This window comes from Pseudomonas sp. KCJK9058, from assembly GCF_046230975.1.
Taxonomy (GTDB): domain Bacteria; phylum Pseudomonadota; class Gammaproteobacteria; order Pseudomonadales; family Pseudomonadaceae; genus Aquipseudomonas; species Aquipseudomonas alloputida.
This window is the reverse complement of record NZ_JBJJLR010000020.1, coordinates 55,784-72,048: the sequence shown is the minus strand read 5'-3', so window position 1 is coordinate 72,048 and position 16,265 is coordinate 55,784. Positions and strand designations below refer to the sequence as shown.

The following is a 16,265-nucleotide window of genomic DNA, read 5'->3' as shown; positions in this document are numbered from 1 at the left end:
AGCGCTTTGCGCTAAGAGAAAGGAGCTTTTTATGCACGACGAAGGCAGTTCAACTATAGCGAATGGCGCAGCCGTCGAGTTGCCGCCTGGTGTGTTTCCACCGATGGCGGGCTACACCATCGGAGATCTTCTGGCGGTAGCCAATGCCCCTTTCGAGGCGTTGCTGAATAATCACGATACCGACCCTGGGCTGATTCGTGAAACGGTTACTGCGCTGGCCCAGCACTTGTACGCGGCATTCGAAAGAGAGGACGCCCAGTACCAGATTGCCACGTGGTATCAAAAGCCGTACGACCAGCCTGGGAAGCGCCAGCGCAGTATTGAGACCATCGCAGAGCAGTTCGGCGTCATCACGCTGAAGGCAACGGCTGAATCATTGAAGGGATCACCGTTGCTCGGCCTGGGCAAGGCGTTCTATATGAGCCTTGTCGATGCTGCCGGGCAGGCCATAAAGACGCATATTCTGAAGTTGAATCAGGGCTGATGATCTGCCGATGTTCACCCTCGTAGTGGCCGTCACTACCACGCCCGCCCCTGACCTCACCGTTGCGCTCGCTGCCCTGGTCGAAACCGATACGCTGCGACCACACCTGCCAGCGCACCATGCGTGATGAGGCGATGACGGGCGGTGTTATGCACCTGCATGCGTAGCTTGGGGGCGGCGGCGATGACCTGGCGTAAACGGGCAGGGATACCCAGGGCGTCCTTGACCGTTTTCAGAAACTTGCAGCCAGTGTCCTGAAGCTCATGGCGTGACGCCTTTCAGCGCATACAGGTTTGCGTGGCGTTACTGCGTGGCACTCGGCTGGGCAATTTTGCCTTGCCTCAGGCCGAGGCCCAGCAAGCAGCTGGGAGCGAGGTAAAGATCATGCGTTGAACCCGGTCGACAGTATCGGGTTTGGCATTGACCAGAATCTAGCGGCGCATTTTTTAGGGACGCGTCGAACCAGGGAGATGGCGAAATGGACAATAACTGGGGTACGGGTAGAGCGGGCGGCGGCCTGGATGGTGGATATACCGGGTCGCTCGATCATGCAATCTCCAACCTGCATGTCGGGCGCAGCCAGGGGCGCCAGCAAGGTCGTAAAGAGGGCTTCGACGAGGGGCGCTCTCAAGGCTATGCGCAAGGCTGGGACGCAGGGGTGGCATGTGCCAACCAGAAACTGGAGCCGCTCAGGGGGTACGTGAGGCAGTACTTCGAGGAGGCGGTGCAGCTTCGGGCTGTTGTGCAGCGCCAGAAAACCATCATCGGCCTGATGTACCAGCAATTGTCCCAGGTCGCCGGCGCGGCCAAGCGCGCTGAGGCTAAACCGACGGCTAGCGAGTCCGAAGCATTTGCAGCCCTGCAGAGCAGTAATGAGTTGCTCAAGGCAAGGCTCGAGGTGATGGACATGCATTATGCAGCTGCGCTCGAGCAGTCCAGGCTGAGGCAGCTGCAATACAAGCGCAGCCTGGTCTTCATGCGGGCGGTGCAGGGCTACTGGAAGAACTGGTTCGCGGCGATAACCCCGAAGCGCGGGACATCCGGCAACGCTTTGTGAAGCGTTACCAGGACCAGGTTGCAAGGGATTTGCGTGCAGGCGAAATACAGGTCGCCCCTGAACTGGATGAGGTGTTCGGCAAGCAGCTGCCGGAAACGCAGCGGTTCATCATGGACATGCTGCAGTCGGCTGCTCCCGAACAGGATGGTGACGAATCTGCCCCGGCGCCATGAATGACATGCGCGACACAAGGCCGCTACAGGGATTGCGCCAGATGTAATTGATCAGCCCTCAGGGGCCAGGGTGCTGGCTGTTCCGCTGGCGGGGCTGTCGGAGGCGGTTGGGGGACTCGTGGCGCCAGCAGCCAGGGCCTCGACAGGCATACAGGCCAAGGCCTCGCACACCTGGGCGGGGTATTGCTGCCTCTCGTAGCGCTGGGCGTTGCGGGACGACTTGGCGAAATGGCCAAGAACGCCATGCGCCCTGAGGTCAAGCGGGTCGATCGGGGTAAGCTCGCTTCGCAGCCCGTGTGCCGTCCATTCCCTGCAACGATTGTGTCAACGCAAGGCCATTCACCACGCAGTTTCGTATCGGGGTAGGCGGGTGGTTCGCGCAAGATGCCCAGTGTAAAAATAAATGAGGTGTTTTCTCATTCTCGTTCGGCATGTAGAGAAGGCCGGATTACAGGCCAGCCCGCCGACCCCCGACACGGAGCGAGAGAATGAGTTTTACCCCGGTTCCACAGCGCCACCCCTTGAGTCGTGCCCTGCATGCTGCACTGTTGGGCCTGGCAGTCAGCACCTACGCACTGCCGTCGCTTGCACAGCCTTTGAGCGCTGGTCACAACAGCCCACTCAAGCAATGGAGCATTCCCGCGGGCCCGCTGGCGCCGGCACTGGACCGCTTTGCGCGCGAGGCGGGCATCAGCCTTTCGTTCGATGCGCAGAACGTAGCCAACCGCAATACCAACGGGGTGCAGGGCGCGCTGGATACACGGTCGGCACTGTCGTCGCTGCTGCGCGGAACCGAGTTGCAGATTGAGCCGCAGGGCCCGAATGCGTATCTGGTAATACCGCAACCAAAGCCTGCCGGCCCGCTGGAACTGGGCGCGACCGAGGACTACCGCCTGGCACCTGTCATCATCAACGCCAAGGTCAAGGCCAGCGCCGACGATGACGCCAACTCGGTGGTTGCCAAGGAGCTGTGGGTTGGGGGCAAGGTGGCGACCAGCATCCTCAACACGCCCGCGTCCGTGTCGGTGGTGACCAACAAGGAAATGCAGCAGCGCAGCGTCAGCACCACCGAAGAGGCGCTGCAGTACACCCCCGGCGTGGTCAGCGACTACTACGGTTCGGACGACCGCAACGACTACTTCCTGATCCGCGGCTTCCAGGCCACCACCTACCGAGACGGCCTGACCCTCAGCTCGATGCGCGGTGTGCGCGAAGACCCTTACGCCTACGAGCGTATCGAAATTCTGCGGGGTGCCAACTCCACCCTTTTCGGCCCGGCAGACCCGGGTGGCTCGGTCAACTTCGTGACCAAGCAACCACGCTTCGAGAAGTTTGGCCAAGGCTACGTGACCTACGGCTCCTATGACCATGCCGAAACCGGGATTGATGTAGGCGATGCGCTGAACGACGAACAAACCCTGGCCGGCCGCTTCACGGCCAAGATGCAGAACAGCGACCGCGAGTACGACCATTCGCAGGACGACAACCGCTTTGTGATGGGCGGCCTGACCTGGGCGCCGACCGACTTCACCTCGGCCACGGTGGTGCTGGATTACCTGAAGACCAACAGCTCGCCGAACAGCGGTGGCTACCCGCTGGACAAGGAGTACGACCGCAGCGACTTCTACGGCGAGCCCGGCTACAACTTCCACGATGTCGAGCGCACCAGCCTGAGCGGCAATATTACCCATGACTTCGACAACGGCTTCACCCTGCGCAGCAACCTGCGCTACAGCGAGCTGACCGATGACTTCGGCTATGTCTACCTGAGCGACAACGCCTCGCGTGTTGGCACCACCATTCCACGCTACGTCTTCGGCACCGACAGCGATGCCGACCAGCTCAATGGCAACTTGATGCTGCAGTACGATGCGCAGTTCGAGCACATCGACAGCAGCACGCTGGTGGGCGTCGAGTACCTCGACTCGACGACCAAACAGAGCTCGGTCTACGGCCTGGCGCCCTCCATCGACATCGCCAACCCGGTATTCACCGGCGTGCCTGGCGGCATCACGCCCTATACCCGCAAAAAGAATGACGCCACCACCAAGGCGGTTTTCCTGCAGCAGAACCTGTCGTTCTTTGACCGCGTCATCGCGACCGCAGGCGTGCGTAATGACTCGATGGACCTGTCGAGCAAGGAATACATCGGTGGCGAGCAGACGGAAAAGGACAACTTCTCCGAAACCTCCTACCGCGCGGCACTGACCTATATCGTCAACGATGAAGTGTCGACCTACGTGAGCATGGTGGAGTCCGTCTCGCCCCCGCAAGTGGGCGTTACCCCGCAGACCGGCAAGCAATACGAAGTGGGCATCAAGTATTCGCCCATGGGCATGGACGCACTCTTCTCCGCCGCTGTTTATGACCTGACCCAGGAGAACGTCACCATTGCCGTGGTGTTGCCAAGCGGCATCATCGAGCAGCAGACGGTGGGCGAGTCACGCGTGCGTGGCCTTGACCTGGAAGCCAAGGCACAAGTCACGCAAGACATCAGCGTGATTGGTGCCTATTCCTACATGGAGTCCGAGGTGCTGCGCGGGTCGCTGTATGACGGCTCTTCCTTGAAGGGCAATGAGTTCACCACGGCGCCCAAACACACCGCATCGTTGTGGAGCTACTACGACATACCTGGCACTGACGTGAGCGTCGGCCTGGGCGCGCGGTATGTGGGGGCGTACTACATGGATGCTGCCAATACCAAGAAGAGCGATGGGACCACGTTGTTTGATGCGGCGCTGAACTACAAGATCGCCAAAGGGACCGACCTGGCGCTGAATGTGAGCAACCTGTTTGACGAGCAGCATGTGGTGGGGTCGGGGACGGCGAATTACTACAACCCGGGGCGGGAGGTGACGGCGAAGGTGAGTTATAGCTGGTAAGGCGGCCAGGGGATGGCACGGGTTGCGCCCCTGTTCGCGGGTAAACCCGTGCCCACAGGTGCGCAAGATCCTGAAGCTTGCAATGAACCCCCGTATCTTCAAAGAGACTGACTGTTGAGCCGGTGTTTTTAGACCTTCAAATCGGCGCCGCTAAAACCGTTGCGCTGATAAAAGCGCTCCAGCTCACGGGCTTCCGGTTCCCTGCCGGTGAATATCTTCAGGTACTCGGGGATGTAGCGCATGCGCTGGGCCAGGGGCTCCCGGGTTTTCATGCTGATGTAGCCGATTTGCGTCAGGTAGATGGAACGGGCGCGGGTAATCGCAGCATCGTGTTCAAAGCCGAAACGGTCGAACATCTGCCGCAATGCCTCGACGCGTTGCGCGTCTGCCTGGCCGATTTCCTGCGCCACTTCCGGCGACTGCAGCGCCCAACTGCGCATGGCGAACTCGAATTGCGAGTCGAACAATTCGCTGTTCAGCCAGCAGTCGAAGACGTTGAGAATCGCCTCGGTGATGGACTCGGCATAGGCCTGGGATTTGGTCACCAGGTTGAAGGTGTTCTTGTTTTTCCATTGCTCGATCAAGGCCACGAGCAAGGCATCGCGGTCTTCGAAAAACCAGTAGAAGCTGGTGCGCGACAAATTCAGTTTTTTGGCCAGCGGCATCACGCGCACGGCATCCACACCTGACTCGGTCAGGCTTTCATAGGCCGCATTAAGCCAGCCTTCCAGTGAGCCTCGGCCTGCTGCTTCCGCCTTTGAGGTGGTTCCTTTCATGGGCATTTCTTCCCTTTTCAATGTGCGCTTTGTGGCAACTGTACACCATCGTCAAGAGTATTGACACCTGTGTACACAGGGGCATATTGTCGGCGTGCCTGATGACCTGTTTGCGAGACCGATATGAAAAACGATCCGCTACTTCAGCCTTATCGCCTCAAGCATTTGACCCTGCGCAACCGCATCATCACCACTTCCCACGAACCGGCCTACCCGGAAGACGGGATGCCGAAAAAGCTCTACCGTGCCTACCACGTTGAACGTGCCAAAGCCGGCGTAGCCATGACCATGACCGCAGGCTCCGCCGCGATCTCCCGTGACAGCCCACCCGTGTTCAACAACATTCTGGCCTACAAGGACGAAGTGGTCGGCTGGATGAAAGACCTGACCGACGAGTGCCACGAACATGGTGCAGCGGTGATGATCCAGCTCACTCACCTGGGCCGGCGTACCCGCTGGGACAAAGGCGACTGGCTACCGGTGGTGTCGCCCTCCCACAATCAGGAACCCGCACACCGCGCCTTCCCCAAGCAGCTTGAACAGTGGGACATCGACCGCATCATTCGCGACTATGCCGATGCCGCCGAACGCATGAAGGCCGCCGGCCTGGATGGCATCGAGCTGCAAGCCTATGGCCACTTGATGGACCAGTTCTGGTCGCCACTGACCAACGAACTGGAAGGGCCGTACGGCGGCTCGCTGCAAAACCGCCTGCGCTTCACCTTCGATGTGCTCACGGCCATTCGCAAACGCGTGGGCCCGGAGTTTATTGTCGGTATTCGCTACACCGGGGACGAAGTGCTCGCCGGAGGCCTGCAAAAAGAGGAGGGCTTGCAGATCTCTCAACTGTTGAAAGACAGTGGCATGATCGACTTCCTCAATGTGATTCGCGGCAACATCGCCACCGACGCCGGGCTGACCGACATCATCCCGATCCAGGGCATGCGCAATGCCCCGCACCTGGACTTTGCCGGCGAAATCAAGACGCTGACCGGCTTCCCGACCTTCCATGCAGCAAAAATTCCCGACGTGGCCACGGCGCGTCATGCCATTGCCTCGGGGTTGGTGGACATGGTCGGCATGACCCGCGCGCACATGACCGACCCGCACATCGTGCGCAAGATCATTGAAGGCCGTGAAGACGATATCCGCCCTTGCGTAGGCGCCAACTATTGTCTGGACCGCATTTACAACGCAGGCGCGGCCTACTGCATCCACAACGCCGCGACCGGGCGTGAAACCACCATGCCTCATGAAATACCCAAGGCTGTGCAGAAGCGCAAAGTGGTGATTATCGGCGCCGGCCCTGGCGGCCTGGAGGCGGCACGTGTGGCAGGCGAGCGCGGCCATGAGGTGGTGGTGTACGAGCTGGCGGACAAACCCGGCGGGCAGATTCGCCTGACCGCACAGTCCGAGCGGCGCAAGGAAATGATCAGCATCATCGACTGGCGCATGGCGCAATGCGAGCGCCTTGGCGTGAGGTTCCACTTCAACACCTGGGCAGACACCGCGATTGTGCTCGATGAAAATGCCGACGTAGTGATCGTGGCGACCGGGGGCATGCCGCACACCGAAGTGCTGGAGCACGGCAATCAGTTTCTGGTTTCAAGCTGGGACATCATTTCCGGCGACGTGAAGCCTGGCCGCAATGTGCTGGTGTACGACGATGCGGGCGACCACGCCGGCCTGCAAGCCGCCGAATTCATCGCCCGCAGTGGCGCCAAGACTGAAATCATGACCCCCGACCGCTCGTTTGCGCCAGAAGTCATGGGCATGAACCTGGTGCCCTACATGCGCGCGTTACAGCACCTGGACACCACCTTTACCGTCACCTACCGGCTCAAGGCCGTGGAGAAACAAGGCGACCAATTGCTGGCCACGATCGGCACCGATTACAGCGACCTGACCAAAACGCGCCTGGTGGATCAGGTGGTGGTCAACCACGGCACCCGGCCGCTGGACGAGCTGTATTTCGACCTCAAACCCCTGGCCAGCAACGAAGGTGCCTTGGAGTACATGGACCTGATTGTCGGCAAACCGCAAACCGTTGTCAGCAACCCCGAAGGGCGCTTCCAGCTGTTCCGCATTGGTGATGCAGTGGCGTCGCGCAATACCCATGCGGCCATTTACGATGCCCTGCGGCTGGTCAAGGACCTCTAGCCGCCCTGCGTCGCCAACAACAATAAAGACAGCCGTCACCAGATTTAGAAACCTTTTAGTTACTGCCCCGAAAGTTGGTCTGACTCAGCGGAGGTTGTTGCATGCAAACGGGTTCTGATTCCATTGAGCTGCTCACGGCGTTAACCGAACGCGACCTGCGCTTTCGCAGCGATGCCAAGGTCACTGAACATGCCATCGCGCCGGTCGACACGGCGTTACTCGATGCGTATGCCGCCATCGATCGCAAAGCCTTGCGCCATTACCGCCTGGAGCGCATTCGCGAGCAACTGCGCGCCCAGGATTACGCCGGCATTCTGTTGGCCGATCCGATCAATATTCGCTATGCCACCGACACCAATAACCTTGGTTTGTGGGTGATGCACTCGCCCAGCCGCTATGTGTTCGTCGCCACCGACGGCCCGGTGGTGCTGTTCGAGTTCACCAGCAGCCGGCACAACAGCGAGCACGTTGAAACCATCGATGAAATTCGCCCGGCGATTCCCTGGCTGTATTTCCTCGCCGGCCCCCGCGTGCAGGAAAAAGCCGAGCGCTGGGCACAGGAGGTGGCGGACCTGATGGCCCGTCACGGTGGCGGCAATCGCCGCTTGGCGGTCGACCGCTGCGACCCTTGGGGCGCGCAGCGCCTGACACACCAAGGCATTGAGCTGTTCGATGCGCAGCCATTGATGGAGCAGGCACGCTTGATCAAATCGGCTGAAGAAGTGGCCAGCCACCGGGTGTCCATGGGCGTTTGCGACCTGGCCATTGCCCGGATGCGCACAAGCCTGGTGCCGGGGGTTACTGAAAACCAGCTGTGGAGCATCATGCACGGCACCAACGTCGCGCACGGCGGAGAGTGGGCCGAAAGCCGCCTGCTCAGCTCCGGGCCGCGCACCAATCCGTGGTTTCAGGACGCCACCGACAAGGTCATCAAGGCCGGTGAGATGGTCTGTTTCGACACCGACATGGTCGGGCCCGGCGGTTACCTTTCAGACATCTCGCGCAGCTTCATCTGCCCCGGCAAGGCGCCGACCATGGCCCAACGCGACTTGCTGGACATCGCCTCGCAGCAGATCAACCACAACGTCGAATTGCTGCGCCCGGGCCTGTCCTTTCGCGAGTTCGCCGAACGCTGCTGGCCGGTGCCCCAGCGCTTTGAGCACAACCGTTACATGATGATGCTGCACGGTGTCGGGCTGGTGGACGAGTACCCCAGCGTCGCCTACGCGGTGGATTTTGCCGAGTGGGGGTACGACGGCCTGTTCGAGGAAAACATGGTGGTGTCGGTGGAAAGTTACATCGGTGAACAAGGCGGTGGGGAAGGGGTGAAGCTCGAAGAGCAGGTGCTGATCAGCGCCAACGGGCCGATCAAACTCTCGCGCACACCCTTGGTCGACGGCGATCGATAGCTGGAGCAAAACCATGAGCAGCATGACTGTGATCGAAACCGCACCCACCTTGGCGCCGCGCCCGGTGGCCTGCGCCGAACCGTTCTTGCGCCTGGAAGGCATTCATAAACAGTTTGGCCCTTACCCCGTCTTGCACGACGTGTGTTTTGAAATGAACAAGGGCGAGGTTGTGGCCATTATCGGCCCCAGTGGGTCGGGCAAAAGTACCTTGCTGCGCTGCATCAACCAACTGGAGCCACCGACCAAGGGGCGGGTCAGCATGGATGGCGTGCACATCGAAGCTGGCAAGGCGTTGCCCCGTACAGAGCTGCTGAAGTTGCGCCGGCGCATTGGCATGGTGTTCCAGTCGTTCAACCTGTTCCCGCACCTGACGGTGCTGCGCAACGTCAGCCTGGCGCAAATCCGCACCTTGGGCCGCAGCGCCAAGGAAGCCGACGCCCGCTCCTTGCAACTGCTCGAACGCGTTGGGCTGGCTGACAAGGCCCAGCATTATCCGGCGCGCTGCTCTGGTGGCCAGCAGCAACGGATCGCCATCGCCCGCGCCCTGGCACTGGACCCTGAGCTGATGCTGTTCGATGAGCCGACCTCGGCGCTGGACCCCGAGCTGGGCCTGGAGGTGCTGGCGGTGATGAAAGAGCTGGCCGGCGAAGGTATGTCGATGATTGTCGTGACTCACGAGATGCACTTCGCCGAAACCGTGTCCGACCGGGTGGTGGTCATGGCTGACGGGCGCATCATCGAACACGGGCCGAGCCAGCGAGTGATGCGCGAGCCCGAGCATGAACGGGTGATTCAGTTCCTTCAGGCAGTGAGGAATCGCTGATGAAAGACATCCTGATGATGCTGTTGAACGGCATACCCTGGACTATTGCCGTTACCGTGCTCGCATTCTGTGTCGGCGTAGTGCTGGGGTTTCCCATCTGTGCCCTGCGCATGTCCAGGTTCAAGGTGCTGAGCATTCTGGCTGCCATGCTGGTGCTGACCCTGCGCTCAATCCCCCCGATTGTCTGGCTGTTCTTCATCTTCTTCGGCATCGGTGGCGGCTATATCAGCCTGTCGCCGTTTACCGCAGCGGTGCTTGGCCTGGGGTTGATCACGGCGGCGCATATGTCCGAGGTGTACCGCGGTGCGTTCGCGGCCATTCCCGCCGGCCAGTTCGAAGCCGCCTATGTGCTTAACCTGTCGGCGCCGCAACGGTTTTTCGATGTGGTGTTGCCGCAATTGGTGCGTATCGCCATTCCCACCTCAGCTACCTACGCCATTGGCCTGCTCAAGGATTCGGCCGTGGCCTCGACGATTGGCGTTGGTGAAATCAGCTTTCAGGCTTACCAGGTTTCACAGCAAACCTTTCAGGGCCTGAGCGTCTACAGCGCGGCGGCGGTGGTGTACCTGGTGCTCAGCGTACCAGTGGCCTTGTTCTCTCGTTGGCTGTCGGCCACGTTGAAACAGAGGATTGCCCGATGAGCGAACTGCTGACGATGTGGATGCAATGGTTGCCGGAGTTGTGGAAGGGCTTTGTGCTGTCGATGCAGGTCACGGCCGTGAGCCTGGGCCTGGGCGTTGTGCTGGGGCTGTTGCTGGCACTGGGCGTTTCGTCGCCGAGCCGCTGGTTGCGTTACCCCTCCCTGGTGGTGGTGGAACTGGGGCGTGGCGCACCGGCGTTGATCCTGCTGCAGTATTTCTACTTTGGCCTGCCCAGCGTCAACCTCACCCTGACCTCGTTCTGGGCTGCTGCGCTGGCCATGGCGTACTGCACGGCCGCCTACACCAGTGAAATCATTCGCGGTGGCATTGAGTCGGTGGCCGCAGGGCAAACCGAGGCCGCCGAAGTGATCGGCCTCAACCGGTTCGACGCGCTGCGCTTTGTGATCCTGCCTCAGGCCTTGCGGGTGGCGCTGCCATCGCTGCTGGGGTTCTCGATCATGATGTTCCAGGCCTCGTCGCTGTGTTTCACCATCGCCCTGCCAGAAATTGTCAGCCGGGCGTCCTCCATTGGCTCTTCCACGTTCGAGTACATGCCGGTGCTGATACTGGCCGGTTTGATGTATGCCGCTGTCTGCGCCCCGGCGACCCTGGGTGTGGCAGCGCTGGAAAAAAGACTGGCCCCCAGCCAGCCATAACAACAAATCCACTCGCGCCGATTTCGGCTGCTGCTCTCTTATTGCAAAGGTGACGTCATGACTCGCTCATTCAAGCGTTTTACCCGTTGGATGTTCTTGTGCTCGACCTTGGCCGGCGCCCCGTACGCCCTGGCCGAATGCACCCCCGCGAACCAGTTTGAAACCATCACCCCGGGTGTGCTGACCGTGGCGGCGTATGTCTTCCCGCCTTACTCGATACCGGGGCCGAACAACCAGTTGAGCGGCGTGGACGGCGAGATCATCAAGCGCATCGCCGAGCGCGAATGCCTGAAAGTCAAAACCATGGTGGTGGACACGGCAGCCGTCGTCCAGGCAGTGGTGGCAAAGCGCGCCGATGTCGGCATCGGTGATTGGTATCGCACGGCAGAGCGTAGCAAGGCGTTGGGCTTGTCGGCACCGTTGTACCTGGACGTAATGGGCATCATTTCGGATGAGGGTTACACGAAGATTTCCGAACTGGATGGCAAGCGTATCGGCACCGTGCAGGGCTACCTGTGGGTGGACGATTTGAAGAAAGCCTTTGGCGATAACCTGGTGCTCTACCCGAACCCCGTGGCCATGGCCCAGGACCTGGCGTCCAGGCGCATCCAGGTTGGCGCGGACAGCTTCGCGGTGGCCGTGTCTTCGCAGCAGAAGGGCGGCTACCCCGGCAAGAGCATCAAGGTGTCCGAGCCCGATCAACGGGTCAAGGCCACGCTTGAGCCCGGGCAGAGCGCCTTCCCGTACACAAAGGCCAATGCCGCCCTGGGCGAGGCACTGGGCAAGAACATCCAGGCCTTGCATGCCTCAGGCGAAATCGCAGAAATCCTCGCCTCGTTTGGCCTGGACCGCGAGGCTGCAAAAGTGGGTGAGCCGAGGATGATTCAGTAAAGATGACTAAATGAACGACCCAAATCCTGTGGGAGATTGCCCAGCCCTCCGGGCTGCGCTGTCGCGCAGAGAACAAGGCCCGTGAGCGCGCCGCATACCCTGTGGGAGCGGGCGTGCCCGCGAAGAATCCAACGCGGTGGTTGGCACCGGCTGTGCCGGTGTTCGCAGGCAAGCCCGCCCCTGCAGGTTTTCAGCCTGCGGCACACCTACTATCCGGGAACACTGAAACCATGGACGACGAAAACCCCGAAAAGCGCCTGTCCCTGACCGATGCCACCACCTTCGCCCGACAGCTCTGCCTGGCCCACGGCGCCAGCCACGCCGTGGCCTCGGCGCTTGCCGACGCCACGGTATCAGCCCAGGCCCATGGCCAACACGAACTCGGTTTCGGCCATTTGCCTGACTACCTCAGCGGTTTTGCCAGCGGCCGAATTGCCAAGGCGGCCGAGCCCATCGTGACCCAGGTCGCGCCGGCCATGATTCGCTGCGACGCGGCCCGAGGCATCGCGCAACTGGGGTTCGATCGCGCCTTCCCAGCGCTGTGCAGCAATGCGCATCAACTGGGTATCGCCCTGTTTGCGCAGTTCAACGCCTTCACCTGCGGCGAGTTGGGCTATTACACCCGTCGCTTGGCGCGCGAGGGGTTGGTTGCGTTGGCGTTCACCAATGGCTCACCGCTGCTCACCGTGGCCGGCCAGAGCCGGCCGCTGTACTCCACCAACCCCATCGCATTTGCCGCCGCCAGTGACACGGGGCGGTTACTGGCGATTGACCAAGCCAGCAGCGCCACTGCTTACGTAAATCTGCTGCGGGCCGCTGAAGCGGGAGAGGCGATACCGGCAGGCTGGGCGGTTGATGGGCAAGGCAATGAAACGCGCAGCGCGCGGGAGGCATTGCATGGGACGTTGCTGGCGTTTGGGGGCGGTCGTGGGGCTAATATTGCGTTGATGGTTGAGGTGCTTGCGGCGGGGGTGACGGGGGCCAATTGGTCGTTGGATGCAGCGGATTTCCGTGCTGGTAGCGAATCCCCTGGGGCTGGGATGCTGGTGGTTGGTATTGCTCCCAGGTTGCTGGATGAGTGCTTTGCTTTAAGGTTGGGCGAGCAGATGGCTCGGCTTGAGGCCTTGGGGGTTTACTTGCCGGGGAAGGGTAAAGAGCAAGCTTATGCTCGTGCGGTTCTTGAGGGGATTAGCTTGCCGGTATCGGCGTACGATGCGTTTAGGGGGCGGGTGGGGTAGGCATACCCTTTTCTACTGGCGACCAGGCTAGAAAACGCTGAAGGGCAGCAGTTGCGTTGGGAGTGGCTAGCAGGTTGGCGTGTTCGGACTGCAGGTGCCGGGGTAATTTGAAACCAGTCGGTATCTACCTGTTTTGGCTAGTAAATATTTTTTTGATCAACTTGCTTGGAATACCAGTTGGAACGCTGCGTGGCCTGGATTCCGATGGACGGTGCTTTTTGAGAATCGCGCCCAAAAACGAATCGTGGCCGAATCTATAAAGCAGATGGTCGTACTGTTGATCGTTGCCCCTGCGCTCGCCGGTACAGGGGCTCCTAGCAAACGATACCGTCAATGATTGCTGTGTTGGCTAAGCCGACTCTCGAAGTATTGCGCCGTCTCTTTGTCAGTGCAGTACAGGTAGCAACCCTTCATCCCCCTTGTCATCAGGGTTCGGTACGTATTTTTGATGATCAGGTCTGTTTCACTTTTCGCGAGGGCAGGTTGCTCTTTCATCATTTTTTTCCAGCCGCGAATCGATTTATCGTGCTTGTCGCGCTCATCCGGGGATGTCACTACCTGACCGTCACGTACGACCAGATCTGGTCCGATAATCACCCCGATGTAGTCGACTTCCAAACCTTGGCAGGTATGAATGCAGCCAACCTGCTCGATGGAGTTTTCAGCGATGATCCATAGGCTGCCATCCTGATCCAGGTTCCATTGGCGTTTGTAGTCACCAATCACGATATCAGCAGCGGTGGGGTCTTTCTTGCTCAACCAAGGCCAGCAATAGCCCGCGACCACACGAGCTTTGTTCCCGTGGTTTTTCTCGTTGATTGCGTCATGCATCGCCTGAGGTGAGTCGAACACCTTAAACTCGTACTCTTGGGTCTCAAGCGTCGGATTTGCCGTCGAGCGAATGCCTAGCGTGTCATCCAGCCATGCCAGGTAACCGTCAGAACCACTGCAGCGAAACTGCGAAGACAGCACGTGTTCTTCAACCACCGCACCCTTGGCTTTCGCAAAGGCGCGAATCGCCTGCTTGCTGCCGATATCGCTCAAGGTTACACGCTGGTCCTCATCAATGAAGAAAATGGAGCATTTCGCTGAGTCAATCAGCTCCTTGATCTGGTTCTCCCCAAGGTTTCCATAAAGCCCGCTTTTCTCATTCAGCCGGTGAGCCTCGTCCACGATAAGCGCATCGAATGTGTTGGGCTCAGTGTCGATGAATGCCCCTGAGCCTGAAAAGAAATTCGAGAAATGGCTACGCTTGATGGTGCCAACCAGTTTGCTTTCGTAGACCTTGCGAGGGGCAGCATTCTTGGAGACGTATTTGCTCATCAGCTTCAATTCGGTGAGCTTCACCAGCAGATTGATAGCCAGAACAGTTTTTCCGGTGCCCGGTCCACCTTCGATGATCATCACCTTGGGTGCTTGGTCCGAGGCCTCGATTGCCGCCGCCAGCGCCGACTCAAAAATTGCTTTCTGATCGTCAATCAATACGAACTCGGGCTTGCCTTTCATCAACCCCCCAAGGGCTTCGGCTAGCGCCTTGGAGGGGCGAATTTTTCCTTCGGACAGCTCGTAAAGAACCTCTTTGTTGTCGCCATGACTTATATGCTTTTTCAGAAAAGCTCTGAGTTTACTGAGCTCTGCCGGGCCTTTCAGAAACAGCGGAGCCTTGCTGATGTGGGGCTCATAGTGGGCTGAATCTATGACCCCGTCGCTGACGTAGTTATGGAGGTAGGCGCACGGACGGATTTCGATGCTTTTGTCGTACACCGCCTCGTTGAAGCCTTCCAACAGCGCTGCATAGGACCATACCTGATAGGACGGGTGAATGGTCTCAATGAGGCCGCCACCCAACGCTGTTTTGACGATGGCGTCTTTGGTCGTGGCGTTGGCCTTGCTCCATTGCTTCAGCTCGATAAGTACGGCCTTTTTTGCCTGTTTTTCGTCGCGACCGGTGAGTAGAAAGTCGATTCGCTTCGACGACTGCGGAATGTGCAATTCGATGGCCAGGCCCGCATCGCTCGGCAGGCCCTCATCTCTAAGGACCTTGGCCATGTACGTTAGGGACCCTTGCCACGACCTGATTTCCGAGGAGGCAACGTTCTTGCCTGTAGCTTCCTTGTAATGCCTGAGGATCACCTCCTCAATGTCATCGTTATCGTTGTCTTTAAGAAATTGCTGTTTGGTCGCAGCGTAAACGATCACGGGTTGTCCTTAGGTGCGTGTTGGTCAGAGTCGGTCGTACTTTTTGCTGGTGCTTCTGGCTTTATCTACGGGGTACTTCTGGCCATTCGAGGCGAGTTTCCGTGTCACCGCCTCGTTGAGGTCGATGCCGAGCACGCTGCTCAGGCGAACCAGGTACATCAGTACGTCCGCCAATTCGTCTTTTACGGCGAGGCCGATTTCGGGATCTTTAGCTACGGAGAGCGAATCGGCATCGCTCATCCATTGGAAAATCTCGCACAGTTCTCCTACCTCACCAGTGAGCGCCAGGATGAGATTCTTTGGGGAGTGGAACTGGTGCCAGTCGCGATCATCTGCGAAACGCTTAAGGGATGCGGCAAGCTTCACTACGTCAACCAGTGGTGCGGATGAGGTGTCTGAGTCACTCACGGAGCTGTCTCTTGAGTATCGGGGCGGGCAAAAAAATGCGTAGGAAATCTGGCCTAAGATTGTAAGGGTTTTCGCTGCTTGCGCAGCTTTTTTTGTCTTTCTCACACGCTCTCTGCTGGCCGCATTGCTCGTCAGTGTTCGCGAGGTACTTTGATCGTGGCTAAATAGGCCGCGACGACCTCACGCCCGCCGACTAGCGGACTTGTCTCGCTCTGTTTGTTGGTTTTCAGGCTGGACCGATTCTGGTTGCAGGTGATGGCAATTGGCACCAGACGAACGGATTATTGCCGGGGGCTGGACACTTCCTCCCCGAACTAGTCGGCGGCAACAGTCCCGAGCGCGCGTCCGGCGCCAGACGAACGGTTTCTTGCTGTGAGGGCATGGGATTCGCGGGGCTGGAATTTGGTGGGTTTTCGAGCGTACCCCATAGAGTAGCTATATATTATTTGGTTATTTGTGGAGTTCGCT

General features: G+C 59.4%; 12 protein-coding genes and 1 pseudogene. 10 read left to right on the top strand and 3 right to left on the bottom strand.

What is annotated here, in order from left to right; translation table 11 throughout:
• The first annotated feature begins 31 nt into the window (after nt 1–31).
• The 3 genes and pseudogenes from ACK59Z_RS13270 (at nt 32) to ACK59Z_RS13260 (ending at nt 4,596) form a co-directional block, all read left to right on the top strand.
• Complete coding sequence (locus ACK59Z_RS13270; RefSeq protein WP_003249866.1) at nt 32–484, top strand: hypothetical protein; 453 nt, start codon at nt 32–34, stop codon at nt 482–484.
• A 478-nt stretch (nt 485–962) separates the two neighbouring features.
• Nucleotides 963–1,714 (top strand): annotated as a pseudogene (locus ACK59Z_RS13265) (hypothetical protein).
• A gap of 488 nt (nt 1,715–2,202) precedes the next feature.
• Nucleotides 2,203–4,596, top strand: a complete 2,394-nt coding sequence (locus ACK59Z_RS13260; protein ID WP_070096286.1) for a TonB-dependent siderophore receptor — start codon at nt 2,203–2,205, stop codon at nt 4,594–4,596.
• Nucleotides 4,597–4,724: 128 nt separating this feature from the next.
• Here the strand turns inward: ACK59Z_RS13260 and ACK59Z_RS13255 are convergent, their stop codons facing one another.
• Entirely contained in the window at nt 4,725–5,372 is a 648-nt protein-coding gene (locus ACK59Z_RS13255; RefSeq protein ID WP_129932622.1) for a TetR/AcrR family transcriptional regulator, read from the bottom strand.
• A gap of 123 nt (nt 5,373–5,495) precedes the next feature.
• On the opposite strand from ACK59Z_RS13255, the gene ACK59Z_RS13250 reads away from it, so the two are divergent.
• The 7 genes from ACK59Z_RS13250 (at nt 5,496) to ACK59Z_RS13220 (ending at nt 13,190) form a co-directional block, all read left to right on the top strand.
• Nucleotides 5,496–7,532: an NADH:flavin oxidoreductase gene (locus tag ACK59Z_RS13250; protein ID WP_004576153.1), complete on the top strand. Its 2,037-nt coding sequence runs from the start codon at nt 5,496–5,498 to the stop codon at nt 7,530–7,532.
• A 101-nt stretch (nt 7,533–7,633) separates the two neighbouring features.
• Nucleotides 7,634–8,941, top strand: a complete 1,308-nt coding sequence (locus ACK59Z_RS13245; RefSeq protein ID WP_014592431.1) for a Xaa-Pro peptidase family protein — start codon at nt 7,634–7,636, stop codon at nt 8,939–8,941.
• Nucleotides 8,942–8,954: 13 nt separating this feature from the next.
• Nucleotides 8,955–9,764 carry an amino acid ABC transporter ATP-binding protein gene (locus tag ACK59Z_RS13240; protein WP_409293174.1) on the top strand — a complete coding sequence of 270 codons (810 nt, stop codon included), beginning with the start codon at nt 8,955–8,957 and terminating at the stop codon, nt 9,762–9,764.
• Nucleotides 9,764–10,405: an amino acid ABC transporter permease gene (locus ACK59Z_RS13235; protein ID WP_409293172.1), complete on the top strand. Its 642-nt coding sequence runs from the start codon at nt 9,764–9,766 to the stop codon at nt 10,403–10,405. The genes ACK59Z_RS13240 and ACK59Z_RS13235 overlap by 1 nt, the downstream gene beginning before the upstream one ends.
• Nucleotides 10,402–11,061 (top strand): amino acid ABC transporter permease, encoded by a 660-nt coding sequence (locus tag ACK59Z_RS13230; RefSeq protein WP_004576157.1) that lies wholly within the window; start codon nt 10,402–10,404, stop codon nt 11,059–11,061. Before ACK59Z_RS13235 ends, ACK59Z_RS13230 begins: the two co-directional genes overlap by 4 nt.
• A 57-nt stretch (nt 11,062–11,118) precedes the next feature.
• Complete coding sequence (locus tag ACK59Z_RS13225) at nt 11,119–11,952, top strand: ABC transporter substrate-binding protein (RefSeq protein WP_004576158.1); 834 nt, start codon at nt 11,119–11,121, stop codon at nt 11,950–11,952.
• Nucleotides 11,953–12,182: 230 nt separating this feature from the next.
• Nucleotides 12,183–13,190: an Ldh family oxidoreductase gene (locus ACK59Z_RS13220; RefSeq protein WP_409293170.1), complete on the top strand. Its 1,008-nt coding sequence runs from the start codon at nt 12,183–12,185 to the stop codon at nt 13,188–13,190.
• Nucleotides 13,191–13,520: 330 nt separating this feature from the next.
• On the opposite strand, the gene ACK59Z_RS13215 is transcribed toward ACK59Z_RS13220, so the two are convergent.
• Together ACK59Z_RS13215 and ACK59Z_RS13210 are read right to left on the bottom strand one after the other, a co-directional pair.
• Nucleotides 13,521–15,389 (bottom strand): DNA/RNA helicase domain-containing protein, encoded by a 1,869-nt coding sequence (locus ACK59Z_RS13215; protein ID WP_409293168.1) that lies wholly within the window; start codon nt 15,387–15,389, stop codon nt 13,521–13,523.
• Between the two features lie 24 nt (nt 15,390–15,413).
• Entirely contained in the window at nt 15,414–15,797 is a 384-nt protein-coding gene (locus ACK59Z_RS13210; protein WP_409293166.1) for a nucleotide pyrophosphohydrolase, read from the bottom strand.
• Between the last annotated feature and the right edge of the window lie 468 nt (nt 15,798–16,265).